22 protein-coding genes are annotated in these 26,628 nt (G+C 71.7%); 18 read left to right on the forward strand and 4 right to left on the reverse strand.

Features of this window, described 5'->3' with window-relative positions; all coding sequences use genetic code 11:
* Positions 1–9: 9 nt before the first annotated feature.
* Complete coding sequence (locus COUCH_RS17410; RefSeq protein ID WP_249613141.1) at positions 10–1,374, forward strand: NAD(P)/FAD-dependent oxidoreductase; 1,365 nt, start codon at positions 10–12, stop codon at positions 1,372–1,374.
* A 122-nt stretch (positions 1,375–1,496) separates the two neighbouring features.
* Positions 1,497–2,279: a phosphatase PAP2 family protein gene (locus COUCH_RS17415; protein WP_249613142.1), complete on the forward strand. Its 783-nt coding sequence runs from the start codon at positions 1,497–1,499 to the stop codon at positions 2,277–2,279.
* On the opposite strand, the gene COUCH_RS17420 is transcribed toward COUCH_RS17415, so the two are convergent.
* On the reverse strand, positions 2,163–3,941 hold the full coding sequence (locus tag COUCH_RS17420) for an ABC transporter ATP-binding protein (protein WP_275980116.1): 1,779 nt from the start codon (positions 3,939–3,941) through the stop codon (positions 2,163–2,165). The two genes, COUCH_RS17415 and COUCH_RS17420, sit on opposite strands and share 117 nt — an antisense overlap.
* An 82-nt stretch (positions 3,942–4,023) precedes the next feature.
* Here COUCH_RS17420 and COUCH_RS17425 point away from each other — a divergent pair, with 82 nt between their 5' ends.
* The 8 genes from COUCH_RS17425 to COUCH_RS17460 all read left to right on the forward strand — a co-directional run bounded on the left by COUCH_RS17425 (position 4,024) and on the right by COUCH_RS17460 (position 13,862).
* Positions 4,024–4,431: a MarR family winged helix-turn-helix transcriptional regulator gene (locus COUCH_RS17425; protein WP_249613143.1), complete on the forward strand. Its 408-nt coding sequence runs from the start codon at positions 4,024–4,026 to the stop codon at positions 4,429–4,431.
* Positions 4,432–4,565: 134 nt separating this feature from the next.
* Complete coding sequence (locus tag COUCH_RS17430; RefSeq protein WP_249613144.1) at positions 4,566–5,336, forward strand: phosphatase PAP2 family protein; 771 nt, start codon at positions 4,566–4,568, stop codon at positions 5,334–5,336.
* A 62-nt stretch (positions 5,337–5,398) separates the two neighbouring features.
* Complete coding sequence (locus COUCH_RS17435; RefSeq protein ID WP_249613145.1) at positions 5,399–5,998, forward strand: TetR/AcrR family transcriptional regulator; 600 nt, start codon at positions 5,399–5,401, stop codon at positions 5,996–5,998.
* 1 nt (position 5,999) lies between these two features.
* Positions 6,000–8,174: an MMPL family transporter gene (locus COUCH_RS17440; RefSeq protein ID WP_249613146.1), complete on the forward strand. Its 2,175-nt coding sequence runs from the start codon at positions 6,000–6,002 to the stop codon at positions 8,172–8,174.
* A 206-nt stretch (positions 8,175–8,380) separates the two neighbouring features.
* Positions 8,381–9,928: a multiple monosaccharide ABC transporter ATP-binding protein gene (gene mmsA / locus COUCH_RS17445; protein WP_249613147.1), complete on the forward strand. Its 1,548-nt coding sequence runs from the start codon at positions 8,381–8,383 to the stop codon at positions 9,926–9,928.
* Positions 9,925–11,250, forward strand: a complete 1,326-nt coding sequence (gene mmsB / locus COUCH_RS17450) for a multiple monosaccharide ABC transporter permease (RefSeq protein WP_249613148.1) — start codon at positions 9,925–9,927, stop codon at positions 11,248–11,250. Before mmsA ends, mmsB begins: the two co-directional genes overlap by 4 nt.
* Before the next feature lie 57 nt (positions 11,251–11,307).
* Positions 11,308–12,414, forward strand: a complete 1,107-nt coding sequence (locus COUCH_RS17455) for a substrate-binding domain-containing protein (RefSeq protein ID WP_249613149.1) — start codon at positions 11,308–11,310, stop codon at positions 12,412–12,414.
* 143 nt (positions 12,415–12,557) lie between these two features.
* Entirely contained in the window at positions 12,558–13,862 is a 1,305-nt protein-coding gene (locus COUCH_RS17460; RefSeq protein ID WP_430640945.1) for an ROK family protein, read from the forward strand.
* Positions 13,863–13,909: 47 nt separating this feature from the next.
* Here COUCH_RS17460 and COUCH_RS17465 read toward each other — a convergent pair whose 3' ends face one another.
* The gene (locus COUCH_RS17465; RefSeq protein WP_249613150.1) at positions 13,910–14,488 is read right to left on the reverse strand and encodes an HAAS signaling domain-containing protein; all 579 of its coding nucleotides are present in this window, start codon (positions 14,486–14,488) and stop codon (positions 13,910–13,912) included.
* Positions 14,489–14,891: 403 nt separating this feature from the next.
* Between COUCH_RS17465 and COUCH_RS17470 the strand changes: the two genes are divergently transcribed.
* Positions 14,892–17,198, forward strand: a complete 2,307-nt coding sequence (locus COUCH_RS17470) for a putative bifunctional diguanylate cyclase/phosphodiesterase (protein ID WP_249613151.1) — start codon at positions 14,892–14,894, stop codon at positions 17,196–17,198.
* An 84-nt stretch (positions 17,199–17,282) separates the two neighbouring features.
* Here COUCH_RS17470 and COUCH_RS17475 read toward each other — a convergent pair whose 3' ends face one another.
* Positions 17,283–17,468 (reverse strand): hypothetical protein, encoded by a 186-nt coding sequence (locus COUCH_RS17475; protein ID WP_249613152.1) that lies wholly within the window; start codon positions 17,466–17,468, stop codon positions 17,283–17,285.
* Positions 17,469–17,501: 33 nt separating this feature from the next.
* On the opposite strand from COUCH_RS17475, the gene COUCH_RS17480 reads away from it, so the two are divergent.
* The 7 genes from COUCH_RS17480 (at position 17,502) to COUCH_RS17510 (ending at position 24,725) form a co-directional block, all read left to right on the forward strand.
* Positions 17,502–18,425: a sugar phosphate isomerase/epimerase family protein gene (locus COUCH_RS17480; protein ID WP_249613153.1), complete on the forward strand. Its 924-nt coding sequence runs from the start codon at positions 17,502–17,504 to the stop codon at positions 18,423–18,425.
* A gap of 11 nt (positions 18,426–18,436) precedes the next feature.
* The gene (locus tag COUCH_RS17485; RefSeq protein WP_249613154.1) at positions 18,437–20,518 is read left to right on the forward strand and encodes a PQQ-dependent sugar dehydrogenase; all 2,082 of its coding nucleotides are present in this window, start codon (positions 18,437–18,439) and stop codon (positions 20,516–20,518) included.
* A gap of 100 nt (positions 20,519–20,618) precedes the next feature.
* Positions 20,619–21,386, forward strand: a complete 768-nt coding sequence (locus tag COUCH_RS17490) for a hypothetical protein (protein WP_249613155.1) — start codon at positions 20,619–20,621, stop codon at positions 21,384–21,386.
* Positions 21,387–21,455: 69 nt separating this feature from the next.
* Entirely contained in the window at positions 21,456–22,760 is a 1,305-nt protein-coding gene (locus tag COUCH_RS17495; protein ID WP_249613156.1) for an aspartate aminotransferase family protein, read from the forward strand.
* A gap of 105 nt (positions 22,761–22,865) precedes the next feature.
* Positions 22,866–24,089 (forward strand): inorganic phosphate transporter, encoded by a 1,224-nt coding sequence (locus COUCH_RS17500; protein ID WP_249613157.1) that lies wholly within the window; start codon positions 22,866–22,868, stop codon positions 24,087–24,089.
* A gap of 11 nt (positions 24,090–24,100) precedes the next feature.
* A complete protein-coding gene (locus COUCH_RS17505) occupies positions 24,101–24,397 on the forward strand; it encodes a hypothetical protein (RefSeq protein WP_249613158.1) in 297 nt (98 codons plus the stop codon).
* Between the two features lie 7 nt (positions 24,398–24,404).
* Positions 24,405–24,725 (forward strand): DUF3349 domain-containing protein, encoded by a 321-nt coding sequence (locus tag COUCH_RS17510; RefSeq protein WP_249613159.1) that lies wholly within the window; start codon positions 24,405–24,407, stop codon positions 24,723–24,725.
* Positions 24,726–24,789: 64 nt separating this feature from the next.
* On the opposite strand, the gene COUCH_RS17515 is transcribed toward COUCH_RS17510, so the two are convergent.
* Positions 24,790–26,565 (reverse strand): flavin-containing monooxygenase, encoded by a 1,776-nt coding sequence (locus COUCH_RS17515; RefSeq protein WP_249613160.1) that lies wholly within the window; start codon positions 26,563–26,565, stop codon positions 24,790–24,792.
* Positions 26,566–26,628 lie beyond the last annotated feature (63 nt).

Here is a 26,628-nt window from a genome sequence, read left to right on the forward strand (position 1 = left end):
GAGACATCGATGTCCGAGAGCACTGAGCGACGGCACCGGGTGGTGATCGTCGGCGCCGGATTCGGCGGGCTGTTCGCCACCAAGGCCCTGCGCCGGGCCGACGTCGACATCACCCTGATCAACGGCACCGCCTACCACCTGTTCCAGCCGCTGCTCTACCAGGTGGCCACCGGCATCCTGTCCGAGGGCGAGATCGCCCCGCCGATCCGCGAGATCGTCAAGCGCCAGCGCAACGTCGACGTCCGGCTCGGCTGGGTCACCGACGTGGACGTGGACGCCAAGGTGCTCTCCGTCGAGGCGCCCGGCATCGAATACACGGTCGAGTACGACACGCTCATCGTGAGCGCCGGTGCCTCGCAGTCGTATTTCGGCAAGGACGAGTTCGCCGACTACGCGCCCGGCATGAAGAGCATCGACGACGCCCTGGAGCTGCGCGCGCGCATCTTCGGCGCGTTCGAGCTCGCCGACCTGCAGACCGACCCGGCCGAGATCGAGCGCTGGATGACGTTCGTGGTGGTCGGCGCCGGCCCGACCGGGGTGGAGATGGCCGGGCAGATCGCCGAGCTGGCCCACCGCACCCTGCCCGGGCAGTACCGGCACATCGACCCGCGCAAGGCCCGGATCATCCTGGTCGACGCGGTGGACGCGGTGCTCAAGACCTTCGGCGACCACCTGTCCACCCGGGCGCTGCGGCAGCTGCACCTGCTCGGCGTCGAGGTCGAGCTGGAGACGATGGTCGTCGGCGTGGACGCCACCGGCATCGAGGTCGACACCAAGCGCGGGCACCAGCGCATCGAGTCGATGACCAAGATGTGGGCGGCGGGGGTGGCCGCGCCCGCGCTGTCCCGGCGACTCGCCGAGGTCACCGGCGCGCCGACCGACCGGGCCGGGCGGATCAAGGTGGAGCCCGACTGCACGGTGCCGGGGCACCCGGAGATCTTCGCGATCGGCGACATGATGGCGCTCGACGATCTGCCCGGCGTCGCGCAGGTCGCCATCCAGAGCGGCCGACACGCCGCCGGTCAGATCAAGCGCCGGCTCGCCGGCAAGCAGACCGGCCAGAAGTTCAGCTACTTCGACAAGGGCAGCATGGCGACGATCTCGCGGTTCAGCGCGGTCGCGAGCATCGGCAAGCTGCACCTGTCCGGCTTCCTCGGCTGGCTCATCTGGCTCGCCGTGCACCTGCTCTACCTGGTCGGCTTCAAGAACCGGGTCACCGCGGTGCTGCACTGGGCGGTCAGCTTCCTGGGCCGGGGCCGCTCGGAGCGGGTCGCCACGTTCCAGCAGGCGTACGCGCGCGCCGCCGTCCGGGCGTACGGCGACCCGTTCGAACGCGGCAAGGTGGAGGCGGGCGCCGCCTCGGAGCGCCGCTAGCCGCAGGGCCGGGCCGCGGTGCGGTACCGGCCGAAAGGCAGAGATCGATTCGGCCCGTAGCCAGATCCGCGCGGGCCGCCCGGTGCGTCAGGCTTCACCCCGTGTTCAAGGGGAGGAAACCTGTGACGCGACGGGGCGTACGCGAGATCGCCCTGCTGCTGGCCCTGTTCGGGGCCTACAGCGGGGCGCGGATGCTGGCCGACACCGACCTGGCGGCCGCGCGCCGCCACGCCGGCGGGGTGCTGGAGCTGGAGCGCCTGTTCGGCCTGGACGTCGAGGCGGGCGTCAACCACGCGGTCAGCGCGACGCCGTGGGCCGCGGCCGGCATGTCGTTCTGGTACGCCGCGCTGCACTACCTGGTCACCCCGCTGGTGCTGCTGTGGCTCTACCGCCGGCACCGCGACCGCTATCCGGCGGCCCGCAACGCGCTGGTCATCGGCTCGGCGCTCGGCCTGATCGGCTACGTGCTGCTGCCGACCGCCCCGCCGCGGCTGATGGGCGGCGGCTACGCCGACGTGCTGGCGAGCACCGCCGACCTGGGCTGGTGGTCCAGCCACGCGTCCGCGCCGGCCGGGCTCGGCTCGTTCACCAACGAGCTGGCGGCCATGCCGTCGCTGCACGTCGGCTGGGCGTTCTGGGTGGCCTGGTCGCTGCGCGGGGTGCTGCCCCGCATCATCGGTTTCCTGTACGCGGGGATCACCGCGGCTGTCGTGGTCGGCACCGGCAACCACTGGGTGCTGGACGCGGTCGCCGGGGTCGCGGTCGTCACGGCCGGGATCGTGGTCGCGTCACGCCGCCAGCGCCGCGTACCGCCCGCCGCCGCCGATCAGCGCGTCGTGCGTCCCCGCCTCGAGGATGCGCCCGTGGTCCACCACCGCGATCTGGTCGGCGCCGCGGACCGTTGACAGCCGGTGCGCGATGGTGACGGTCGTGCGGCCCTTGGCCAGCTCGTCGAAGGCGCGCTGCACGGCCCGCTCGGTCTCGGTGTCCAGCGCGCTCGTCGCCTCGTCCAGCACCAGGATCCGCGGGTCGCGCAGCAGCGTACGGGCGATGGCGAGGCGCTGCTTCTCGCCGCCGGAGAAGCGGTGGCCGCGCGAGCCGACGACGGTGTCGTAGCCGTCCGGCAGCGCGCTGATCAGGTCGTGGATCTGCGCGGCGCGGGCGGCCTGCTCGATCTGCTCGTCGGTGGCGTCCGGCCGGGCGTAGCGCAGGTTCTCCCGCACGGTGGTGTGCAGCAGGTACGTCTCCTGGCTGACCACCCCGACGATCGCGGCGAGGTCGGCGAGGCGCAGGTCGCGCACGTCCACACCGTCGATGGTGACCCGGCCGGCACCGGGGTCGTGGAGCCGGGCGACCAGGGCGGCGATGGTGCTCTTGCCGGACCCGGTCTCGCCGACCAGGGCGAGGGAGGTGCCGGCGGGCACGTCGAGGCTGACCCCGGCGACGGCGGCGGTTCCGCTGCCCGGGTACGTGAACGTGACGTCCTCCAGGCGCAGATGCCCGGCGACGCGGGCCGGGTCGACGGCGGCCGGGTGCGCCGGGTCGTCGACCTCGACGGGCAGGTCCAGGTATTCGAAGATGCGCGCGAACAGGGCCAGCGAGCTGGTCAGCGAGACGCCGACGCCGAGCAGCCCCATCAGCGGGCGGAACAGCCCCGCCTGCAGCGAGGTGAACGCGACCAGGGTGCCGATGCTGAGCGTGCCGGCGGCGAACGGCAGGCCGGCGCTGAGGTAGATGACCGCCGGGATGGCGGCGAAGAGGATCGTCATCGAGGCCATCCGCCAGCGCCCGGCGAGCTCCGAGCGCAGTTCGAGGTCGATCAGGCGCTCGGACGACTCGGTGAAGCGCCGCACGAGGGCGGGGCCCGTACCCATCGTCTTGCTGAGCTGGACGCCGCTGATGGACAGGCCCTCCTCGACGGTCACGTTGAGGTCGGCGAGCTCGCGCTGGCGCTGCGCGGTGATGGCCCGGCGCATGCCGGCCACGCGCCGGGTCAGGTGGATCGCCGGCGGCAGCACGACCAGCGACACCAGTGACAGCTGCCAGGACAGCGCGGCCATGGCGACGGCGGTGGCCACGACGGTGGTGAGGTTGGACGCGATCGAGGTCGCGGTGGACGTGACGACCGACTGCATGCCGCCGATGTCGTTGGTGATGCGCGACTGGACCTCGCCGGTGCGGGTGCGCGTGAAGAAGGCGACCGACTGCCGGTGCAGGTGGGTGAAGACGTCGACGCGCAGGCGGTGCATGACCTGCTGGCCCACCGTGGTGGAGATCCAGGTCTGGACGACGCCCAGCGCGGAGGTGACGGCGGCGACGGCGACCATGCCGGCCACGAGCCAGCTCAGCAGGGCAAGGTCGGAATGGGGGAGCGCGACGTCGATGACCTCGCGCAGCAGGAACGGCGAGGCCATCGAGATCACGGACGAGGCCACGATGATCGCGACGACGACGGCGAGCTGCCATCGGTGTGCGGTGAACAGCCGGCCGATGCGGCGCAGCGACACGGACTTCGCCTGCGCCTTCTCGGCGGCGGTGGGGGTTGCGGTGCGTCGGGGGGAGGCCAAGAGCGGACCCTCTTTCTCGTACGGAGATGCTGAGGTTACCTCAACATGAGGGAACAACCGCAATCACTGGTACGGTATTCCCGTGGAGGACAGCACCCTCTCCGAGCTCTTCTGGGCCGTCGCCCGCCGCCTGCGCCACCTCAACCGCGAGACGCTGGACCCGCTGCACATCGCCCCGTCGCACGGGCGGGCGCTGGCGGTGCTGATGCGCCACGGCCCGTTGCGCCCCGGCGCGCTCGCCGACCACCTGCACATCGCGGCGCGGTCGGCCACCGAGGTCGTCGACGACCTGGAGCAGCGCGGCCTCGTCGCGCGTGAGCCCGACCCGGGGGACCGGCGCGCCACGCTGGTCACCCTCACCCCGGCCGGCAGGGCGGCCGGCGACCGTATCCGCGCCGCCCGGCACGCCGAGGCCGAGCGGTTCTTCGGCGCGCTCACGCGGCCGGAGCGCACGGAGCTGATGCGGCTACTGCGTAAACTGCGCGACTGACCCTTGCATGGGGGGTGGTCCCCGGGTGAGCGTCTGGTCACATCAGAGCGTCCGGATGGTGACGGCGGGATGGCGGGGGGTCCAAGATCTCCGTCAGTGCCGTGGCGATCCGGCGCGGGAAACGGGGGACCGCCGTGACGGTGGTGGAGCAGTCCGGGGACGCCCGGCGGGTCAGGGTCCGCGCGGCCATGCGCGAGATCCTGGTGGTGGCGGCGTTGTTCCTGGCGTATCAGGGCGGGCGCATGCTCGCCACCGGCCACGTCGCCGAGGCGATGGGCAACGCGGCGCGCGTCTGGGATCTGGAGCGGGCCGTCCGGCTGCCCGCCGAGACGCTGGTGCAGGGCCTGATCATCGATCACCGCCTGCTGGTGCGGGTGGCCAACTGCTACTACGCGTACGTGCACTTCCCGGCCACGGCGATCGCGCTGATCTGGATGTACGTCCGCCGGCCGGAGCTGTACCGCTGGATGCGCCGGACGCTGGCGTGCCTGACCACGGTGGCGCTGGTCGTGCACCTGCTGGTGCCGCTCGCGCCGCCGCGGATGACCGTCGCCGGCCTGATCGACACCGGCCAGCGCTTCGGCCCGTCGGTCTACGGGCCGCCGTCGGCCGACTCGATGGCCAACCAGTATGCGGCCATGCCGTCCCTGCACGTCGGCTGGGCGCTCGCCGTGGCGATCACACTCATCGCCGCGACCCGGGGCCGGTGGCGCTGGCTGTGGCTGGCGCATCCGCTGGCCACGCTCTTCGTCGTCGTGGCGACCGGCAACCACTACTGGCTGGACGCCATCGTCGCGATCGCCCTGCTGACCTCCGTGATCCTGATCCTGCCGCGGCCCGCGAGCGTGCCACCGGTGCCGATCCCGGCGCAGCGCACGCCGGTCGAGCCGGCGGCCGTTCTGTAACCTGGGCCACTTCCTGACCGATCGGCCAGTCTCTGACCGATCGGTCAGGCATGCTGGACGGCATGGCTCGTGTCAACACCCGCGACGAGATCCTCCGCGTCGCCGCCGGGCAGTTCGCCCATACCGGCTACAAGGGTACGTCCCTGCAGGCCATCGCGGCCGAGGTCGGCTGTTCCAAGGCCACCCTGCTCTACCACTTCGCCAGCAAGGACGCGATCCTCGCCGCGCTCACCGCCCCGGCCGCGCAGGAGCTCACCGAGCTCGTCGCGCGCCTGGAGACCCTCGGCCCGGCCGCCGCGCAGGCCGCCGCGATCGAGGGGTTCGTCGACCTCGTGCTGGGTAACCGGCGCGAGGTCGCGCTCATCTACGGCGGCATCCCGCAGTTCCTCGAGGAGCCCGCGTTCGCCGCCCTCCGCCCGGTCATCGACGCGCTCTGCGCCGCCTTCGCCGGCCGCTCCGCCGACCCCGCCGCCTGCCTCGCCGCCGAGGTCGTGCTGGCCGGGATCGCGGCCGTGGTCGTCGACGCCCAGCGGGACACGGCCGAGCTGCGGGCGGCCCTCGCCGGCGTCGCCCGTCGCGCCCTGATCGCCCCGTCCCATCACCCCACCGCCACCGACAAACGGACTGAAGGCCCAGCCGAGTCCCGAGACGACAAGGACTGACATGGCAACCCTGCTCTACCGGCTCGGCCGGGCCTCGTTCCGCCACCGCAAACTGGTGGTGCTGCTGTGGCTGGTGCTGCTGGCCGCTCTCGGCGGTTCGGCGCTGGCCTTCAAGGGCGCCACCTCCAGCGACTTCACCATGCCGGGCACCGAGTCGCAGCGGGCCATCGACGCCCTGCGGCAGGAGTTCCCCGAGGCCAGCGGCGCCACCGGCACCATCGTGGTGGCCGCTCCGCAGGGCCGGACGCTGGCCGACCCGCAGCTCAAGACCGCCGTCGAGGGCCTGGCCAAGGAGGCGGCCACGCTGCCCGGCGTGGTCGGCGCGGTGGATCCGTTCACCGCGAAGGCGCTGTCCCAGGACGGCCGTTTCGGCCTGGTCCAGGTGCAGTTCGCCGAGCGCGCGGACGCGGTCACCGCCGCCCAGCGCAGCGCGTACGAGGACAGCGGCGCCGCCGCGAAGGCCGCCGGGCTGCGCGTGGAGCACGGCGGCGAGGTGATGAACGCCGAACCCGAGGTGGGCGGCACCGAGGCGATCGGCGTGGCGATCGCGCTCGTGGTCCTCGTGGTCACCTTCGGCTCGCTGGTCGCCGCGGGCATGACCATGCTCAACGCGCTGATCGGCGTCGGCGCCGGCATGGCCGGCCTCTTCGCCCTCAGCAGCGTCGTGTCACTCACCAGCACCGCGCCGGTGCTGGCGCTCATGCTCGGCCTCGCGGTCGGCATCGACTACTCGCTGTTCATCACCTCGCGCCACCGCCAGCACCTCGTCGAGGGCGCCGCACCCGAGGACGCCGCGGCCCGTGCCGTCGGTACGGCCGGCTCCGCCGTGCTGTTCGCGGGCGTCACCGTGATCATCGCCCTGGCCGGCCTCTCCGTCGTCCGGATCCCGTTCCTGACCGTCATGGGCCTGGCCGCGGCCGGCACGGTGGCCGTCGCGGTGCTGGTCGCCGTCACGCTGCTGCCCGCGCTGCTCGGGTTCGCCGGTGACAAGGTGCTGCCGCGGCGGCTGCGCAACGGCCGTACGCCGCACGCGCTGGTCAAGGAGGGCTTCGGCTTCCGCTGGGCGCGCCTCGTGACGCGGCTGCGCGTACCCGTGATCCTGGCCGGCATCCTCGGCCTGGGCGCGCTCGCGATCCCGGCGGCCGACATGCGCCTGGCGCTGCCCGACGCGAGCGCGAGCGCGGAGGGCACCCCCGCCCGCGCGGCCGCGGACCTCATCACCGAGGGCTTCGGTCCGGGCTTCAACGGCCGGCTCGCGCTGGTGGTCAGCAGCGACTCGCCCGAGCAGACCGGCACCGCCGTGCAGGAGGTGGGTCAGGTCCTGCAGGGCACGCCCGGCCTGCTCGCGGTCGCACCGCCGAACCTCAGCCGGGACAAGCGGACCGCGCTGCTGGCGATCATCCCGCAGACGGGCCCGACCGACGCGGCCACCGAGACGCTGGTGAACACCGTGCGGGACAAGACGCGCGGGCTCAACGGCGCCGACGTCGCGCTGACCGGGCAGACCGCCGTCGGCATCGACGTCTCCGAGAAGCTGTCCGACGCCATGCCGGTGTACCTGCTGCTGGTCGTCGGCCTGTCGGTGCTGCTGCTCATGGTGGTGTTCCGCTCGATCCTGGTGCCGGTCAAGGCCGCGCTGGGTTTCCTGCTGACCGTCGGCGCCACCTTCGGCGTGACCGTGCTGGTGTTCCAGCAGGGCCACCTCGCCGGCCTGGTCGGCCTGTCCACGCCCGGCCCGCTGGTGAGTTTCCTGCCGATCCTGCTCATCGGCATCCTGTTCGGCCTCGCCATGGACTACGAGGTCTTCCTGGTCTCCCGGATGCGCGAGGACTACGTGCACGGCGCCGACGTGCAGGACGCGACGATCCTCGGCATGGGCCACGGCGCCCGGGTGGTCACCGCGGCCGCGCTCATCATGATCTCGGTCTTCGCGGGCTTCATCCTGCTCGACGACCCGGTGATCAAGTCGATGGGCTTCGCGCTGGCGATCGGCGTCGCGATCGACGCGTTCGTGGTCCGGATGACGATCGTGCCGGCCGTCATCTCGCTGCTCGGGCGCGCGTCCTGGTGGCTGCCCGGATGGCTGGACCGGCTGCTGCCGAACGTCGACATCGAGGGTGAAAAGTTGCGCCAGCAGCTCGATCAGCCCGGTGAGCGGGTGCCGGTCAGCGTCTGAACCGAGCAAGAACGACAGCTGAACCGTGCAAGCCGGGGCGTCCTCAGGGCGTCCCGGTTCTTCATTGCCGGATTGTTACCTGAGCGGCGATCTCGAAACTTGCGAATCATCTTCGGAGGGGAATAGGTTGCCGTCGGCAACAAACCAATGAAATACCCCTGACCCCTCCCGGAGGCATCCATGACGCTCGTGAGGTGGTGCGCGCGATGACAAACGCCCCCATCCTCCTGGAGATGCGTTCCATCACCAAGGAGTTCCCCGGCGTCAAGGCGCTCTCCGACGTCAACCTGGTGGTCCGGGCCGGCGAGATCCACGCCATCTGCGGTGAGAACGGCGCCGGCAAGTCGACGCTGATGAAGGTCCTCAGCGGCGTGTACCCGTACGGCACGTACACCGGCGACATCATCTACCAGGGCCAGCCCGCACGGTACTCGGACATCCGGCAGAGCGAGCACGCGGGCATCGTGATCATCCACCAGGAGCTCGCGCTCATCCCGGACATGTCGATCACCGAGAACATCTTCCTCGGCAACGAGCCGCGCAAGCGGGGCGCGATCGACTGGAAGGCGGCTCAGCGCCAGGCGGTCGAGCTGCTGGCCCGGGTCGGCCTGAACGAGGACCCCGACACCCTGATCAAGGACATCGGCGTCGGCAAGCAGCAGCTCGTCGAGATCGCCAAGGCCTTCGCCAAGGACGTCAAGCTGCTCATCCTCGACGAGCCGACCGCGGCGCTCAACGAGGCGGACTCGCAGCACCTGCTCGACCTGCTGCGCGGCTTCCGCGAGCGCGGCATCACCTCGATCATGATCTCGCACAAGCTCAACGAGATCGAGGCGATCGCCGACTCCATCACGATCCTGCGCGACGGCAAGACCGTCGAGACGCTCGACGTCGGCGCGGGCGGCGTGGACGAGGACCGCATCGTGCGCGGCATGGTCGGCCGGGAGCTCAGCAGCCGGTTCCCGGACCACACCCCGACGATCGGCGAGACCTTCTTCGAGGTGCGCGACTGGACGGTCCGGCACCCGATCTCCGCCGAGCGGCTGGTCTGCAAGGGCGAGAGCTTCCACGTCCGCCGCGGCGAGATCGTCGGCTTCGCCGGCCTCATGGGCGCCGGCCGTACCGAGCTGGCGATGAGCATCTTCGGCCGCTCGTACGGCGTCTACCTCGGCGGCCAGATCTTCAAGGACGGCGAGGAGATCCAGCTCAAGACCGTCGCCGACGCGATCCACCACGGCCTGGCGTACGTGAGCGAGGACCGCAAGGCGATCGGCCTCAACCTGCTCGACGACATCAAGACGTCGACGGTGGCCGCCAAGCTGTCCAAGATCACCAAGCGTGGCGTGCTCGACGAGGTCGCCGAGTACAAGGCGGCCGAGGCCTACCGCCGGGAGCTGCGCACCAAGGCGCCAACGGTGGACGAGGGCGTCTCCAAGCTCTCCGGCGGCAACCAGCAGAAGGTCGTCCTGGCGAAGTGGATGTTCACGGACCCCGACCTGCTGATCCTCGACGAGCCCACCCGCGGCATCGACGTGGGCGCGAAGTACGAGATCTACGGCATCATCCAGCGGCTCGCCGACCAGGGCAAGGGCGTCATCGTCATCTCCTCGGAGCTGCCCGAGCTGATCGGGCTCTGCGACCGCATCTACACCGTGTTCGAAGGCCAGATCACGGGTGACATCGCCCGCAGGGACGCGAACCCGGAGACCCTCATGAAGCAGATGACCTCGACGAAGAAGATGCAGACCCGATGAGCCGATTCAAGGACCTTCAGAAGAACCTGTTCGGGGGCACGACCTCCAACGCCCGCCAGTTCGGGATGATCTTCACGCTGGTGGCGATCGTCCTGCTGTTCCAGTTCCTCACCGCGCGCAACCTCGGTGTGAGCTTCGGTGACGGCCTGACCCTGCGGTCGGACAACCTGATCGCGCTGTTCCAGCAGAACTCCTACATCCTGATCCTGGCCATCGGCATGCTGATGGTGATCGTGGCCGGCCACATCGACCTGTCGGTCGGCTCGGTCGCCGCCTTCGTCGGCATCCTGGTCGCCAAGTCCATGTCGGACTGGTCGCTGCCCTGGCCGGTGGCGATCCTGTTCGGCCTTGTGATCGGCGCGGCCATCGGGGCGTGGCAGGGCTTCTGGGTCGCCTACGTCGGCGTGCCGGCGTTCATCGTGACCCTGGCCGGCATGCTGCTGTTCCGCGGCGCCAACCAGTTCGTCGGCAACGCCGACACGATCCCGGTGCCCCCGGGCTTCCAGAAGATCGGCGGCGGGTTCCTGCCCGAGGTCGGCCCGGACACCGGCTACAACAACCTGACGCTGCTGCTCGGCCTCGCCGCGTGCATCGCCGTGGTCTGGCGCGAGCTGCAGGCCCGCCGGACGCGCAAGGAGATGAACGCCGAGCCCGCGCCGATGTGGGTGTCGGTCATCCGGATGGCCATCATGGTCGGCGTCCTGGTCTTCGTGACGCTGCGGTTCGCGGGTGGCCGGGTCGGCACCAGCTTCCCGATCTCGGGCCTGATCCTCGTGGTGCTGATCATCGCGTACGGCTTCTACACCCGTAACACCGCGGGCGGCCGGCACATCTACGCGGTCGGCGGCAACTCGCGCGCCGCGGAGCTGTCCGGCGTCAAGCTCCGGCGCGTCAACTTCTTCGTCATGATGAACATGTCGGTCCTCTCGGCGCTCGCCGGCATGATCTTCGTGGCCCGCTCGGCGGCCTCCGGCCCGCAGGACGGCCTCAGCTGGGAGCTCGACGCGATCGCCGCCGTCTTCATCGGTGGCGCGGCGGTCTCCGGCGGCATCGGCACGATCTCCGGCTCGATCGTCGGTGGTCTGGTCATGGCCGTGCTCAACAACGGCCTGCAGCTGCTCGGCGTCGGCACCGACCGGGTCCAGATCATCAAGGGCCTGGTGCTGCTGCTCGCCGTCGCCCTGGACGTCTACAACAAGAGCCAGGGCCGCTTCTCGATCATCGGGAGCATCACTCGCCCATTCCGCCGGGAGGCACCCGCCGAACCGGCTTCATCGTCGGCAACGGGCTCCGAGCCCGCCAAGACGACGGTGGCCGGCTGACGGTCCACCAACCCCCTCTCACCCTGTAACACCTCAAAGAAGGGCAACAACCCCCCAATGCGCAACTTCTTCGGCAAGTCGGTGGCCGTCGGTGCCATCGCGATGCTGGCCTTGACGGCCTGCGGCTCCGGCCGCGACGGCGACAGCAAGAGCGGCTCGGGCGGCGAGGCCACCAAGGGCTTCCCGGCCAACTCCCTCGTAGGTGTCGCGCTGCCCGCGAAGACCTCGGAGAACTGGGTCCTCGCCGGTGACCTGTTCACCAACGGCCTGAAGGAGGCCGGCTTCCAGAGCGACGTGCAGTACGCCGGCGCGTCGACCACGGTCGCCGACCAGCAGGCCCAGATCACCGCCATGGTGACCAAGGGCGCCAAGGTCATCGTCATCGGCGCGACCGACGCCGCGCAGCTGTCGACCCAGGTCGCCGCCGCGCACAACGCCGGTGCCAAGGTCATCGCGTACGACCGCCTCATCACGAACACGCCGGACCTCGACTACTACGTCGCGTTCGACAACTTCAAGGTCGGCCAGCTCCAGGGCCAGGCCCTGCTGGAGGGCATGAAGAAGAAGAAGGCGAAGGGCCCGTACACGATCGAGCTGTTCGCCGGCTCGCCGGACGACAACAACGCCACCGTGTTCTTCAACGGCGCGATGGACGTGCTCAAGCCGGAGATCGACAAGGGCAACGTCGTGGTCGGCTCGGGCCAGAAGGACTTCAAGACGATCGCCATCCAGGGCTGGAAGGCCGAGGGTGCGCAGGCCCGCATGGACCAGCTGCTCACCTCGACCTACGGCAGCAAGACCATCGACGGCGTCCTCTCGCCGAACGACACGCTGGCCCGCGCGATCATCCAGTCGATCAAGAGCCGCAACAAGCCCGTCCCCGTCGTGACCGGACAGGACTCCGAGGTCGAGTCCATCAAGTCCATCATGAAGGGCGAGCAGTACATGACGATCAACAAGGACACCCGGAACCTGGTGAAGGAGACCATCAACATGGTCAAGTCCCTCCAGGCCGGTAACGAGCCGCAGATCAACGACACCAAGTCCTACAACAACGGCGTCAAGGTCGTCCCGACCTACCTGCTGCCGCCGGTCGCCGTGACCAAGGACAACGCGGCCGAGGCGTACGCGAACGACCCGAAGCTCGCGCCGCTCACCAAGTAATCCCCGCCGGTACCACTGACGGCCCTTGGGGTCCCCGGAGTCCGTCTCCGGGGACCCTTTGCCGTCCCGGGCCACCGCGTTCCGCTCGGGACGCCCGCCCGCCCAGCCGCCCGTCGTCGTGTGCCCGGAGAGGAGGCCCGCTCGTGGTCACCCCGCTGCGGCGCGGGCCGCGCAGAGCCGGGCCCGAACCGGGCGCCGAGCAGCCCCCGGCGCCCCCGGTGCCCGCGGCCGGCCAGGAGGAGATCCGCCGGCAGAACCTCGGCGCCGTCCTGCGCTACGTCCACGTGCACGGCCCCACCTCCCGGGCCGAGCTGACCAGCCGGCTCGGGCTGAACCGCAGCACGATCCGGGCCCTCGCGGCCGACCTGTCCGCCGCCGGCCTGGTGAGCGAGGACGTGCCGACCAGCGGCCGCCGGGCGGGCCGCCCCTCGCTGGTGGTCAGCCCCCGCTCCGAACGGGTCTACGCCAATGCATTGAGCATCGAGCCGGCCCGGCTGCGCGCCGCCCGCGTCGGGCTCGGCGGGCGCATCCTCGACCTGCGCGAGGCGCCACGCCCCCGCGGCATGTCACCGGCGGAGGCGGTCACCGAGCTGGCCGCCCTGGTCCGCCGGATGGGCACGGGCGGCGGGGACGACCCGCCCGCCGGCGACGCCAGGGGCGCGGACGGCGGCGACACGCTGTGTGCCGGCGGGGCAGTCGCGGTCGCCGACACGACCCGCGACGACGACGGCACGCTGCACGTGGGCGGCGCGGACGACGCCCTCGCCGCGGCGCTCGGCGCCGAGCTCGGCGCCGGTTTCGTCGCCGGCGACATGGCCGACATCGCGGCCCTCGCCGAGCACACCCGCGGTGTGGCGGCCGGCATCAACGACCTCGTCTACCTGCACGGCGACACCGGCGTCAGCGCGGGCATCGTCACCGGCGGCCGCCTGGTGACCGGCCACGGCGGCGCGAGCGGCAAGGTCGGCCACATGGTCGTCAACCCCGGCGGGCGCGGCTGCGGCTGCGGCTCGCGCGGCTGCTGGGAGACCGAGGTGGGTACGCAGGCCCTGCTCCGGCGCGCCGGCGCACCCGCGGGCACCAGCCCGATCGCGGTCCTGCGCGCGGCGGCCATGGGCGACGCCGTGGCCCGCGAGGCCCTGCGCGCCGTCGCCGACTGGCTCGGCTTCGGGGTCGCCAACCTGGTCAACGTCTTCAACCCGGACATCGTCGTCTTCGGCGGCACGCTGCGCGAGGTGTACGCCGGCGGGGCCCGTACCGTGCGCCGCCGCCTCGACACCATGGCGCTGCCGGCCTCCCGCGAGCACCTGCACCTGCGGGCCGGCGCGCTCGGCCCGGACGCCGCCCTCATCGGCGCGGCGGAACTGGCTTTCGGAGCCCTGCTGTCGGACCCGCTGAACGGCACGGCCGCGGCACACCCGGGCCCGCGCGACGCCGGCCTGCGGTGAGGCGCCCGCGCGACGCCGGCCTGCGGTGAGGCGGGCCGGGGGCCCGATCAGTAGCCGGGCGGGTAGGTGCGCCGCGAGCTGAGTCCCGGCAGCAGCGACAATCCCGCGACGAACGCGCCGGCGACCATCATCAGGTACGCCACCACCAAAGCCTCCGGGCCGCCGCCGAACGCGATCGCGGCCAGCACCAGCGCGAACCCCAGCATCACCGGACCGGCCGCCAGGACCCACGCCGCCGTCTTCTGGCCCGGGCTCCACCGCGGCGACCCGGAGACCAGCAGCAGGCCGGCGAGCGGGCTGATCACCGGCAGCACCACGGCCCCCGCCGCGAGCAGTGCGACGCCCGCGTACTCCGTACCCGAGGAAGGGACCGCAGCCGGCACCGCGACCTGGGTGACCGGGCGTCGCAGATGGGCGGGCATCCGCCCGCGCCGCGCGGCGGCGGCGAGCGACTCCGGCGATCCCAGCCGGCGCAGCACCGGCGACGGATCACCCTGCGGGTCGGCCCCGGCGGCCCGGCGCATCGCGATGTGGTCGGCGACGGTCGTCATGAGCTCGTCCCGCAGATCGGGCTCGAGGTCCTCGGTGGCCGCCCACAGCGCGGCCAGGTAATCGAGGACGAGCACATCCGAATGAGCCAGCGGCGCGGTGTCGGAAGAATAAGGCCCGGATGTCATCGAAATCCCCCTGAGAACTGAAGCCGGCACAGTGCGGCCAGCATCGCCGAGGGGGTACGCCGGGCACATCCGGCCGGGGACGGGCCTCGTGCTGCCCACCCTCTGCCTTTCGGCCGACCCGGAACGCGATGCGTCCGGCGGCCGGCACGACGCCGAGGAAGCCGTCGCGAAGGACGGTGAGGCGTTGTCGCCGGGGTAGGGATGTCCGCGGGGCACTCCCTTGTCCGTTTCGCGGATGGCCGCGGCGGCCCGGGTCCGGCACGGTGGGCTCGTGGACGCGGGGGATCTTGCCGGCTGGGGCGGTGGCGGAGGTTTTCCTAACCCGGGCGGCGGGCGCGCCGATGCTTGCGGTATGGCCGAGGACGGGCGGGTGCCCCTGCGCTGGGTGTGGATCACCCTGGGCCTCGTCGTCGCCAGTTCCGTGTGGTTCCTGTTCTGGGTGACCATCGGGGCCGGGTCGGTCGCCATCGCTTACGTGGCCGTGCCGCTCGGCGGGGTGGTCGCCGTCGCCGCGCTGTACGACCTGTGGCGCGCGGTCCGCGGCAACCGGCCGGCCCGGCAGTTCTGGGGCTGCCTGCTCGTCGGCGCGGTGTCCATGACCGTGGGGTACGTCCTCATGGCGGTCAACGCGTTCCGGTTCTCCGTCGGCGGCTACACGCCGAGCATGCCGCTCTCCGCCGCCGCCGCGGTCGGGCTGGGGTTCGCGCTGGTGATGTGGGCGGTCGCGCGGGTGCCGGTCGGCACCTCGGGCACCGGGCAGCGCCGCCGGATGTACCTGGACCGGACCATCGCGTTCCTGGGCTGCGCCACGCTGCTGTGGCATTTCGGGATGGCGCCGATGCTGACGGCCGACGAGCGGTGGGCGCCGCAGACCCTCGTCCTGATCGGGCTGGCGTTCGTGCTGTCGATCGCGGGCATCACCAAGGTGGCGTACCTGGGTGAGGGGCCGGTGGACCGTACGGCCCTGCGCCTGGTCGCCGCGATGAGCCTGACCGCCGCGGGAGTGGCCGTCCTCGCCGCCACGTACGGTAACGCCGGCGGCCCGCCGTCACAGGCCGTGGTCCTCCCGCTGGCCCCGCTCATGCTCGTGCTGGCCGTCCGGGTGCAGAGCAACGCGTTCGCGGGTGCCCGCCGCTCCCCGCGGTCGTCCTCGTCGCTGCTGCCGTACCTGGCGGTGGCCGCCGTGGACCTGCCGCTCGTGGCGGTGGCCACGGGACACCTGAAGTGGCCGGGCCGGGTGGTGATCCTGGCGGCCGTCGCGGTCAGCGTCCTGGTGATCATCCGGCAGTTCCTCGCGTTCCGTGACAACAGCCGGTTGCTCTACGCCCTGCGTGCCAAGGAGGAGCGGCTGCAGCACGAGGTCAGCCACGACGGCCTGACCGGCCTGGCCAACCGGGCGTGGTTCCGCGACCGGCTGCAGAGCGCGCTCGCCTCCGGGGCGGGCGCCACCGTGCTGCTCGTGGACCTCGACGACTTCAAGGCGGTCAACGACTCGCTGGGCCACGACGTGGGCGACGAGCTGCTCGTCTCGCTGGCCGCTCTGCTGCGGGAGGTCACCGGCGGCGACGGGATGCCGGTGCGCATCGGCGGCGACGAGTTCGCGGTGCTGCTGGCCGGCGGCACGACGGTGGGGGAGACGGTGGCCCAGCGCATCCTGGATGCACTGACCGAGCCGATCAGCGCCCACCAGCTGCTGGTGCAGGCCAGTATCGGCATCGCCACGGCCGCCCCGGAGGCCACTCTGGACAGCGTGCTGCGCGAGGCGGACGTGGCCATGTACGCGGCCAAGCAGCGTGGCAAGGCGGCGTACGTGCGCTATCTGCCCGGCATGGCGGAGCCCGTCCTGGCGCACATGCGTCTCGGCGGGGAGCTGCGCCGCGCGCTGGACGCGGGCGAGTTCCACGTCGTCTACCAGCCCGTGATGGCGCTGGGTACCGGCGTGGTCATCGGGGTGGAGGCGCTGGTGCGCTGGCAGCACCCCCAGCGGGGCCTGGTGCCGCCGGTCGAGTTCATCCCGGCGGCGGAGCGGACCGGCCTGATCGTGGAGCTGGGCCGGTTCGTGCTGCGCGAGACGTGCCGGCAGACGGCGGCGTGGCTGGCCGAGTTCGGACCGGACGTGCTGCAGAAGCCGGGCGTGAACGTGTCCGCCCGCCAGCTGCACGACCCGGGCTTCGTCGCGGACGTGATGGCCGCCCTCGGCGACCACGGGCTCACCCCGGACCGCCTGGTGCTCGAGCTGACCGAGTCGGCGGCGCTGCGCGGCGGGCAGATCTCCCGGACCCTGCACGAGCTGGACCGGCTGGGCGTCAAGCTCGCGCTGGACGACTTCGGTACGGGCGAGTCGTCGCTGAGCCTGCTGCGGGCGTTCCCCGTGGCGATCGTCAAGCTGGACAAGTCCTTCGTGGACGGCATCGAGGTGGAGGACGCGAGCCCGGCGGCGCGCGACGCCCGCCAGGCGGTGGCCCACGCGGTGATCCAGATGGCCGGCGCGCTCGGCCTGGACGCGGTGGCCGAGGGCATCGAGAACGAGGCGCAGGCCGCCCGGCTCCGGGAGCTCGGGTACACGCTCGGGCAGGGCTACCTGCTCGCGCGGCCGATGCCGGCGGCGGAGATGACGAAGCTCCTCGCCGCCCAGCGCAGCGCCGTCACCGCCGGCTGACGGGCGCCGGCCGGCCGCTGAGGCCCGCGGGAAAACCGGCTGCCTGCCGCCGGACCGTCCGCGTACTGTCCATTTCGATTGCTTTCACGGTGCCTTGCCGCCCGCCGCATCGGAACTTTTGAATTTTTCGAAGATTCTTTTCGCCACGGCGGCGAAACCTGTGGTTAACATCAGCAAGCGATACCGCTCGATGCAGCAAAAGTGATCCGGAGTGGAGCCCGGCCCCGTGGCCGCCTCCCGGCCGGTCACTTCCGCATGCCCAACGACCATCGACGCACCATCGATCGGGAGGCAGTGCAAGCGATGCAGAACGAGTTCACCGTCAGCCGCCGACACCTGCTCGGCGCCGCCGCCGTCGGCGCGGCCGCGATCGGCACCTCGGCGATCGGCGCCGCACCCGCCGGGGCCACCGGCCGGGGCGGCCGCCCGTCGCGGGTCCCGCGCGACAAGATCAGCGTGCAGCTGTACACGCTGCGCGACCAGCTCGCCATCGACCTCGACGCCAGCCTCGCCGAGCTGCGCGAGATCGGGTACACCCGCGTCGAGCACGCCGGCTTCGTGGGGCGTACGGCCGCGGAGTTCCGGGCCGCCCTGGACCGGGCCGGCCTGCGCGCCACCTCCGGCCACGTCGGCATCCCGCAGCCGTTCAACGCGGCGACCTGGGAGGCGGCCCTCGAGGACGCCGCCATCGTCGGCAACAAGTACATCGTGCACCCGTACTTCGGCACCGGCGCGGACGGCAAGCCGATCCGCGACAGCTCGGTCTACAAGGCCTTCGCCCGCGACCTCAACAAGGCCGGCGCGCTGGCCCGCAAGCACGGGCTGAGCTTCGGGTACCACAACCACCACAACGAGTTCCTGCGCCAGGACGGCGGCACCCGCACCGGGTACGACGTCCTGACCCGCGAGACCGACCCCGGTCTCGTGCACCTCGAGGTGGACCTGTTCTGGGCGTTCCGGGGCGCGCACGACCCGGTCGACCTGATCCACGAGAACCGCGGCCGCATCCGCCAGGTGCACGTCAAGGACCTGGCCACCTCCGGGAGCTTCGCCGACCCGGGCGACGGCCTGATCGACTTCGCGCGGATCTTCGAGCACTCCCGCGAGGCCGGCCTCGTGGAGTACATCGTGGAGCGTGACGACGCCGGCAGCCCGCCGCGCAGTCCCGCGGACGCGCTGATCACGGCCGAGGTCGGCTTCGACTACCTCGACAATCTTCGGTTCTGAGGGGAGAACTGATGAAGCGTGTGCTCACCGCCGTACCCGTCCTCGCGATGGTGGCCACGGCGCTGATGGCGCCCTCGGGTGCGGTCTCGGCCGCGCCCGCGGCCGCGCCGCCGCCGGACTCCGACTTCCAGAAGGTGACCCTCGACGACTTCCCGGGCGAGCCCATCGCGCTCGCGGTCCTGCCGGACAAGCGCGTGCTGCACACGGCGCGCAAGGGCCAGGTACGCATCAACGACCCGAAGAGCGGCCGCAACATCCTGGCCGCCACGATCCCGGTGTACCAGCACGACGAGGAGGGCGTGCAGGGCGTCGCGATCGACCCGGACTTCGCCGCGAACAAGTGGGTGTACATCTACTACTCGCCGGTGCTGAACACGCCCAGCGACGACCCGTCCACCCCGACGGTGAACGAGGGCGACGCTCCCGAGGAGGGCACCGCCGCCGACTTCGCGCCGTTCAAGGGCGTGATGCGGCTGTCCCGGTTCAAGCTCAACGGCAACACCCTCGCGCTGAGCACCGAGCAGCGCATCCTCGAGGTGCCCACCGACCGCGGCATCTGCTGCCACGTCGGCGGCAAGATCGACTTCGACGGTGCCGGCAACCTGTACCTGTCCACCGGCGACGACACCAACCCGTTCGCCTCGGACGGATACGCGCCGATCGACGAGCGCGCCAACCGCAACCCGGCCTTCGACGCGCAGCGCAGCGCTGCCAACACCAACGACCTGCGGGGCAAGATCCTGCGGATCAAGGTCACCGGCAACGGCAGCTACCGCATCCCGAAGGGCAACCTCTTCAAGCCGGGTACGGCGTACACCCGGCCGGAGATCTACGCGATGGGCGTGCGCAACCCGTTCCGCTTCGCCGTCGACAAGCAGAGCGGTGTCGTCTACCTGGGCGACTACTCGCCGGACGCGAACTCGCCCGACCCCGAGCGCGGACCGGCCGGGCACGGGCGCTGGATGGCCATCGACAAGCCCGCCAACTACGGGTGGCCGTACTGCGTGTCCCCGGACATGCCCTACGTGGACTACGACTTCGCCACGCAGACCTCGGGGGAGCCGTTCAACTGCGCGGCACCGGTCAACGAATCACCGCACAACACCGGCAAGCGCGAGCTGCCGCCGGTGGAGAAGGCCGAGGTCATCTACACGTACGGCCCCAGCGCCGAGTTCCCCGAGCTGGGCACCGGCGGCATCGGCCCGATGGGCGGGCCGGCGTACCACTACGACGCGGCGAACCCGTCGGCGACGAAGTGGCCCGAGCACTACGACGGCAAGCCGCTGTTCTACGAGTGGACCCGCGACTACGTCAAGGGCTTCACGCTCGCCCAGGACAACCAGGTCACCGCGATCGAGTCGGTGCTGCCCTCGATCGTGTTCGACAACCCGATGGACATGGAGTTCGGCCCGGACGGCTCGCTCTACGTGCTCGAGTACGGCGACGGCTACTTCTCCGAGAACCCGGAGGCGCAGCTCGCCCGCATCGACTACGTCCGCGGCAACCGCACCCCGATCCCGCGCATCCAGGCGAGCCCGGCACGCGGGGAGGCGCCGCTGACGGTCACCTTCACCAGCACCGGCACCACCGACCCGGACGGCGACTCGCTGCGGTACGCGTGGGACTTCAACGCGGACGGCGTGGTCGACTCCCGGCAGCCCAACGCGGTCTACACGTTCACCGAGAACGGCAACTACCGGCCGACGCTCAAGGTCACCGACCCCACCGGGCGCTGGGCGTCCGCGGAGGTGATCCTGCCGGTCGGCACGCTCGCGCCGCAGGTCAGCTTCGTGACCCCGACCGAGGACCAGCCGTTCGAGTTCGGCGACACGGTGAACTTCCAGGTGACGGTCGTCGACGACCAGCCGGTCGACTGCTCCCGGGTGACGGTCACCTACATCCTGGGCCACGACCAGCACGGGCACCCGCTGTCCACGGCGTCCGGCTGCAGCGGCTCCATCACCACGTTCGTCGACGGCGGCCACGCCGGCGCGGACAACCTCACCGCGGTGTTCGTGGCGGAGTACACCGACACCGGCACCCCGCCGCAGAGCGGCTCGGACACGGTGGTGCTCACCCCGTCCGGCTCCTGAGGCATCTTGTACGCGGCGGCCGGGCTCCCCTTCCGTGGGGGCCCGGCCGTTCTTGGGCGTTTCGGTCCCATCCGCTGCGCCGGTCCGCCACGCTGAGGGGATGGAGGTGCACCTGGCGTCGTGGTGGGCGCAGTTCCTGGAAGCGTCCGACAGTTACGACCGGGCGTACCTGTGTGAGGGGCTCGCGGATCTGATCGGGCCGCACATCGGGGCCCCGCTGCTGCGCCGCGAGGTCAAGAACGCGGCGGACGCCGTCATCCGCCACCTGGAGCGGCCCGGCAGCCAGGAACGCGCCGAGTCGGCCGCCGAGGCCACCGACCGGCTCGCCCGTACCCTCGAGCGCATCGCGGACCGCTCCACCGGCAGCGCCATCGCCACCGACGAGGCCGCCATCGTGCTCGACGCCCTGCGCGGCCGCTACGCCGAGGCGGCGGAAGCGGCGGAGCGGCTCGTGGGCCGGGCCAAGCTGCAACGGCTGTTCCTCACGGCGCTGCGCCTCGAACGCTTCGACATCCCCATGGCCGTACGCCTGCTCGACGGCGGCCAGTCGCCCCGCGAGGCGGTCCGCTCCGGGCACCTGATCGGCCGCTACAGCTGGTGGCCGTCCTGGCTGCTGCGCGTCGTCACCGAACGGGCCCTGGCCGGCACCCTCGACGAGGAGACGGTCGCCGCCCTCGACAAGTGCGCGTACGCCGAACTCAGCCCCATCCAGGCCAACCTCGCCCGCAAGCTCCTCAGCGGCAACGACCGCCTGATCGACACGGCCGCGAACCGCCTCACCGACCTGGGCGAGCCGGACGCCGCGGCCCGGCTGCGCGAGGGCGACCTGACCGCGGTCGCCCTGGCCGTCCGCCTCGTCTCGATGTGACGGGCCGCCGCGCTTGACAGCCGCAGCCGCCCGCGTAGGAGACTCATGGCCTCGTACGAGGAGGCTGCCATGACCGACGACCTGCTGGCCCGCCACCGCGCGGTGCTGCCCTCCTGGGTCACCACCTACTACGGCGACGACGCGATCGAGCTGGTCTCCGGCTCCGGGCGCCGGGTCACCGACGGCTCCGGGCGGACCTACCTCGACTTCTTCGGCGGCGTGCTGACGACCATGCTCGGCCACGACATCCCCGAGGTCCGCGAGGCGGTCGAGCGGCAGCTCGCCACCGGCATCGTGCACAGCTCCACGCTGTACCTCATCCGGCAGCAGGTCGAGCTCGCCGAGAAGATCGCCCGGCTCTCCGGCATCCCGGACGCCCGGGTGTTCTTCGCCAACTCCGGCACCGAGGCCAACGAGGCGGCCCTGCTGTGCGCCACCAACCACCGCCGGTCCAACCAGATCCTCGCGATCCGCAACAGCTACCACGGCCGTACCTTCGGCGCGATGGCGGTCACCGGGCACCGCAGCTGGTCGGCGAGCGGCCTGAGCCCCTTGACGGTCAGCTGGCTGCCCTCCGGCGACCGGCTCCGCGGCCGGATGGCCGGGCTCTGCGACGCCGAGCACGTCGACGCGGCCGTCGAGGACCTGCGCGAGGTCCTCGCCACCACCACGGCCGGCGACGTGGCGGCGCTGATCGCCGAGCCGATCCAGGGCGTCGGCGGCTTCGTGCACGGGCCGGACGGGCTGCTCGGCGCGCTCAAGAAGGAGCTCGACAACCACGGCATCCTGCTCATCGCCGACGAGGTGCAGACCGGCTGGGGGCGTACCGGCGACCACTTCTGGGGCTATCAGGCGCACGACGTGGTGCCGGACCTCATCACGTTCGCCAAGGGCATCGGCAACGGCTTCGCCCTCGCCGGCGTGGTGGGGCGCGCCGACCTGCTGAACGCGGTCCCGGGGACCAGCTTCTCCACGTTCGGCGGCAACCCGGTCGCGACGGCCGCGGGCAACGCCGTCCTCGACTACGTCCTGAGCCACGACCTGCAGGCCAACGCCAAGCGGGTCGGCACCATCCTGCTCGACGGCCTGCGCGCCGCGGCGGCGGACAGCCCGATCGTCGCCGAGGTCCGGGGCCGGGGCCTGATGATCGCCTTCGAGCTCACCCGCCCGGGCACCACCGAGCCGGACCCGGTGGCCACCCTGCGCGTCTTCGACGAGTGCCGCAAGGGCGGCCTGCTGGTCGGCAAGGGCGGCCTGTACGGCAACGTCATCCGCATGGGGCCGCCGCTGACGCTGACGCAGGAGGAGGCCCGCGAAGGCCTGGCCATCCTCGTCGCGGCGATCCGGGAGATCGATGAACACGAGCGGGCGTGACGGTCCGGCGAACTTCGCGCCACGCCGCGGCCACCGCCCACGGAACTCTCAGACAGACGTCGCCCGGGTCTTCAACCCGCTCGACCGCGGGGAAATCATGTGCAGGTGACAGAGACTTCCGTGATCCTCGCGCTCGTGGTCGTGACCGCGCTCGGGTTCGACTTCACGAACGGATTCCATGACACGGCGAACGCGATGGCCACCTCCATCGCGACGCGGGCGCTGCGGCCGAAGGCGGCCGTGCTGCTGTCCGGTGTCCTCAACCTCGCCGGGGCGTTCCTGTCCGTCGAGGTCGCGCTGACCGTCACCAACGCGGTGGTCCGGATCCAGGATTCCAGCGGTACGCCGAAGCCGGAGCTGCTCGCCGGCGGTGGCGGCGCGCTGCTGCTGATCGTGCTGGCCGGGCTGGTCGGCGGGATCGTCTGGAACCTGCTGACCTGGCTGCTCGGGCTGCCGTCGAGCTCCTCGCACGCGCTGTTCGGCGGGCTGATCGGGGCCACCCTCGCCGGGCTCGGCTGGGCCGGGGTGAACTGGAACGGCGACGGCAGCAAGCTGAACGGCGTCGTCGGGAAGGTGATCCTGCCCGCGGTCATGTCGCCGGTGATCGCCGGGGTGGTGGCCGCCGCCGGGACGTGGCTGATCTACCGGGTCACCGTGGGCGTCGCGCGGCGGTTCACCGACAACGGGTTCCGGTGGGGGCAGATCGGCAGCGCCTCGCTGGTGTCGCTCGCGCACGGCACCAACGACGCGCAGAAGACCATGGGCGTCATCACGCTCGCGCTGATCGCGGCGGGGGACTGGACCGACACCACGAGCGTCCCGTTCTGGGTGAAGGCGGCCTGTGCGCTGGCGATCGCGCTGGGGACGTACCTGGGCGGCTGGCGGATCATCCGTACCCTCGGCAAGGGCCTGGTGGAGATCGCGCCGCCGCAGGGGCTGGCGGCCGAGTCCGCGTCGGCCGCCGTGATCCTCGCCTCGAGCCATCTGGGCTTCGCGCTGTCCACGACGCACGTGGCGACCGGCGCGATCCTCGGCTCCGGCGTCGGCAGGCCCGGCGCGCAGGTGCGGTGGCGGGTGGCCGGGCGCATGGTCGCGGCATGGCTCATCACGCTGCCGGCCGCGGCGGTCGTGGGCGCGCTGATGTGGTGGGTCGCCCACCTGCTCGGCGGCGGGCTGCCCGGCGCGCTCACGGTCTTCGTGATCCTGGTGGCGGCCGCGGCCGGCATGTACCTGCGCTCGCGGCGGGCGCCGGTGAACCACGACAACGTCAACGACGAGTGGGAGGACGCCCGGCCGGCCGGGCGCGTACCCGCCGGCGCGGCGAGCTGAGGGGGACGGCGATGCACAACCTGGGGTTCGCCCTCGAGGGCGCGTGGAAGGTCCTGGCCGCGGGCCTGCTGCTGGGCGCGGGGCTGCCGCTGCTGTTCGCCCTCGGCATCCGCTCGCTGGCGTACGGCGCGGGCGGCGACGCCGAGGTGCACGAGTCCCGCCCGCATCCGGCCGGAACCGTGCTGGGCTGGGTGCTCTTCGCGGTCGTGCTGACCGGTGTGCTGCTCGGGATCACCTTCATCGTGGCAAGCGGCTTCGGCAAGGCGCTCAGCTTCGCGCACGGGTACCCGTCGATCGTGGACAAGTGAGGCCGTCATGCCGGAACCGCGTTCGAGTTTTCTGAGCCGGGCGGTCGAGTGGCTGCGCGCCGGCTACCCGTCCGGCGTGCCGCGCCAGGACTACGTGGCGCTGCTCGGGCTGCTGCGCCGCAAGCTCACCGAGGAGGAGGTCCGCAAGATCGCCTTCGACCTCGCGGACCGGTCCGCGCTCGCCGGGGCGGACCCCATCACCTCGGCCGACATCGAGGCGATGATCAGCTCCTCGGTGCTGCAGGAGGCGTCGCCGGAGGACGTGGTCCGCGTCTCCGCGCACCTGGCGGCCGGGGGCTGGCCGCTGGCGGACCCGCCCCGCGACTGAGGCCGTGGACGGGCCGGGTGACGGCAACCACCCGGCCCGCCGGGCCCTCCCCGCCCCCGTGGGGTCAGCCTGCGTGGTGCACCTCCTGCAGGTGGTAGACCGGCGTCGGGATGCCCTCGTAGCGGGCCTTGAGCTGCAGCGCGAGGTAGAGGGAGTAGTGCCGCGACTGGTGCAGGTTGCCGCCGTGGAACCAGAGGTTCTCCTGCCGGGTCGGTTTCCACATGTTGCGCTGCTCGCCCTCCCACGGCCCGGGGTCCTTGGTGGTGTCCGAGCCGAGCCCCCACACCTTGCCGACCCGGTCGGCGGTCTCCCGGTCGACGACGTCGGCCACCCAGCCGTTCATCGAGCCGTACCCGGTGGCGTAGACGACCAGGTCCGCGGGGAGCGTGGTGCCGTCGGCGAGCACCACCGCGTCCTCGGTGAGGTGGTCGACCTGGCCGTGGGCCAGCTTGATCCGGCCGTCGGCGACCAGGTCGGCCGCGCCCACGTCGATGTAGTAGCCGGAACCGCGCCGCAGGTACTTCATGAACAGCCCGGAGCCGTCGTCACCCCAGTCGTGCCGGAAGCCGGCCTTCTCGAGGCGGGCGTAGAAGTCCGCGTCGCGCTCGGCCATCCGCTGGTACAGCGGGATCTGGAACTCGTGCATGATCCGGTACGGCAGCGACGCGAAGATCATGTCGGCGCGGTCCGTGGTGATCCCGTTCGCGACCGCCCGTTCCGAGTACAGGCCGCCGAGGCCGATCTCCATCAGCGAGGCGGACTTGACGATGTGCGTCGACGAGCGCTGCACCATCGTCACGTCGGCGTCGTGCTCCCACAGCGCGCCGCAGATGTCGAACGCGGAGTTGTTGGAGCCCACCACGACGACGCGCTTGCCCTCGTACGCCTCCGGGCCCGGGTGCTGCGACGAGTGGTGCTGCTCGCCGCGGAAGACGTCCTGCCCGGGCAGGCTCGGGTAGTGGGGCTTGCCGGACATGCCGGTGGCGAACACGAGATGCGTGGGCCGCAGCTCCACCGGTTCGCCGTCGCGCTCGACGGTCACGCTCCACCGGTGCTCCCCGGCGTCGAACGTGGCGGACCGCACCTCCGTCCTCGACCAGTACGGCACCTCCATCACCCGGGTGTACATCTCCAGCCAGTCGCCGATCTTGTCCTTCGGCGCGAACACCGGCCAGTTCGTCGGGAACGGCAGGTAGGGCAGGTGGTCGTACCAGACGGGGTCGTGCAGGCAGAGACTCTTGTAACGCTTGCGCCACTGGTCGCCCGGGCGGTCGTGGCGGTCCAGCACCAGCGCGGGTACGCCCAGCTGCCGCATCCGCGCGCCGAGGGCGATCCCGGCCTGTCCGCCGCCGATGACCACGACGTACGGCTGCCGCTCGTACCCCAGCTCCCGTTCCTCGGCCTCGCGGAGCTCCTTCCACGTCCGGCGTCCCTTGCTGAGCTGGTGCTCGACGCCCTGCGGCCGGTGCTCCTCGAAGCCCTTGAGCTCGCGCAGCGTGGTCAGCAAGGTCCAGGCGCGGTCGCCGCGCAGGCGCAGATGCCCGATGCCGCGCCCGACGCCGGTCTCGAACCGGATCCACGCCTCGGTCACGCCGTCGGCCTCGGCGGGTTCCTCGGTGAGCGCGAACCCGGCCGGGTCCACGTCGTCCAGTCGCGCCTTGAGCAGGTCGGTCACGCCGTCGCGGCCCTCGACGGTGGTGATGTTCCAGGAGAACGCGACCAGGTCGCGCCAGAAGCTGTCGACGTCGAAGAGGCCGGCGGCCCGCTCGACGTCCCGATCGCGCAGCGCCGACTCGAACGCCCCGAGCCACGCCTCCACCCGCTGTCGTGTCTGCGTCATGCCTCCCAGCACACGGCCCGGCACGGTGCGCGCACAAGTGTTGCAGCGAGTTGCACGGCGGAA

Origin of the sequence: Couchioplanes caeruleus (genome assembly GCF_023499255.1) — a bacterium.
In the GTDB taxonomy this organism is placed as follows: Bacteria; Actinomycetota; Actinomycetes; order Mycobacteriales; family Micromonosporaceae; genus Actinoplanes; species Actinoplanes caeruleus_A.

Excerpts from the sequence above, each read along its gene's own strand:
- COUCH_RS17410 (WP_249613141.1), top strand. The coding sequence starts at position 10 with ATGTCCGAGAGCACTGAGCGACGGCACCGGGTGGTGATCGTCGGCGCC.
- COUCH_RS17435 (WP_249613145.1), top strand. The coding sequence starts at position 5,399 with ATGGCTCGTGTCAACACCCGCGACGAGATCCTCCGCGTCGCCGCCGGG.
- COUCH_RS17440 (WP_249613146.1), top strand. The coding sequence starts at position 6,000 with ATGGCAACCCTGCTCTACCGGCTCGGCCGGGCCTCGTTCCGCCACCGC.
- mmsA (WP_249613147.1), top strand. The coding sequence starts at position 8,381 with ATGACAAACGCCCCCATCCTCCTGGAGATGCGTTCCATCACCAAGGAG.
- mmsB (WP_249613148.1), top strand. The coding sequence starts at position 9,925 with ATGAGCCGATTCAAGGACCTTCAGAAGAACCTGTTCGGGGGCACGACC.
- COUCH_RS17455 (WP_249613149.1), top strand. The coding sequence starts at position 11,308 with ATGCGCAACTTCTTCGGCAAGTCGGTGGCCGTCGGTGCCATCGCGATG.
- COUCH_RS17470 (WP_249613151.1), top strand. The coding sequence starts at position 14,892 with ATGGCCGAGGACGGGCGGGTGCCCCTGCGCTGGGTGTGGATCACCCTG.
- COUCH_RS17475 (WP_249613152.1), bottom strand. The coding sequence starts at position 17,468 with ATGGTCGTTGGGCATGCGGAAGTGACCGGCCGGGAGGCGGCCACGGGG.
- COUCH_RS17480 (WP_249613153.1), top strand. The coding sequence starts at position 17,502 with ATGCAGAACGAGTTCACCGTCAGCCGCCGACACCTGCTCGGCGCCGCC.
- COUCH_RS17485 (WP_249613154.1), top strand. The coding sequence starts at position 18,437 with ATGAAGCGTGTGCTCACCGCCGTACCCGTCCTCGCGATGGTGGCCACG.
- COUCH_RS17490 (WP_249613155.1), top strand. The coding sequence starts at position 20,619 with ATGGAGGTGCACCTGGCGTCGTGGTGGGCGCAGTTCCTGGAAGCGTCC.
- COUCH_RS17495 (WP_249613156.1), top strand. The coding sequence starts at position 21,456 with ATGACCGACGACCTGCTGGCCCGCCACCGCGCGGTGCTGCCCTCCTGG.
- COUCH_RS17505 (WP_249613158.1), top strand. The coding sequence starts at position 24,101 with ATGCACAACCTGGGGTTCGCCCTCGAGGGCGCGTGGAAGGTCCTGGCC.
- COUCH_RS17510 (WP_249613159.1), top strand. The coding sequence starts at position 24,405 with ATGCCGGAACCGCGTTCGAGTTTTCTGAGCCGGGCGGTCGAGTGGCTG.
- COUCH_RS17515 (WP_249613160.1), bottom strand. The coding sequence starts at position 26,565 with ATGACGCAGACACGACAGCGGGTGGAGGCGTGGCTCGGGGCGTTCGAG.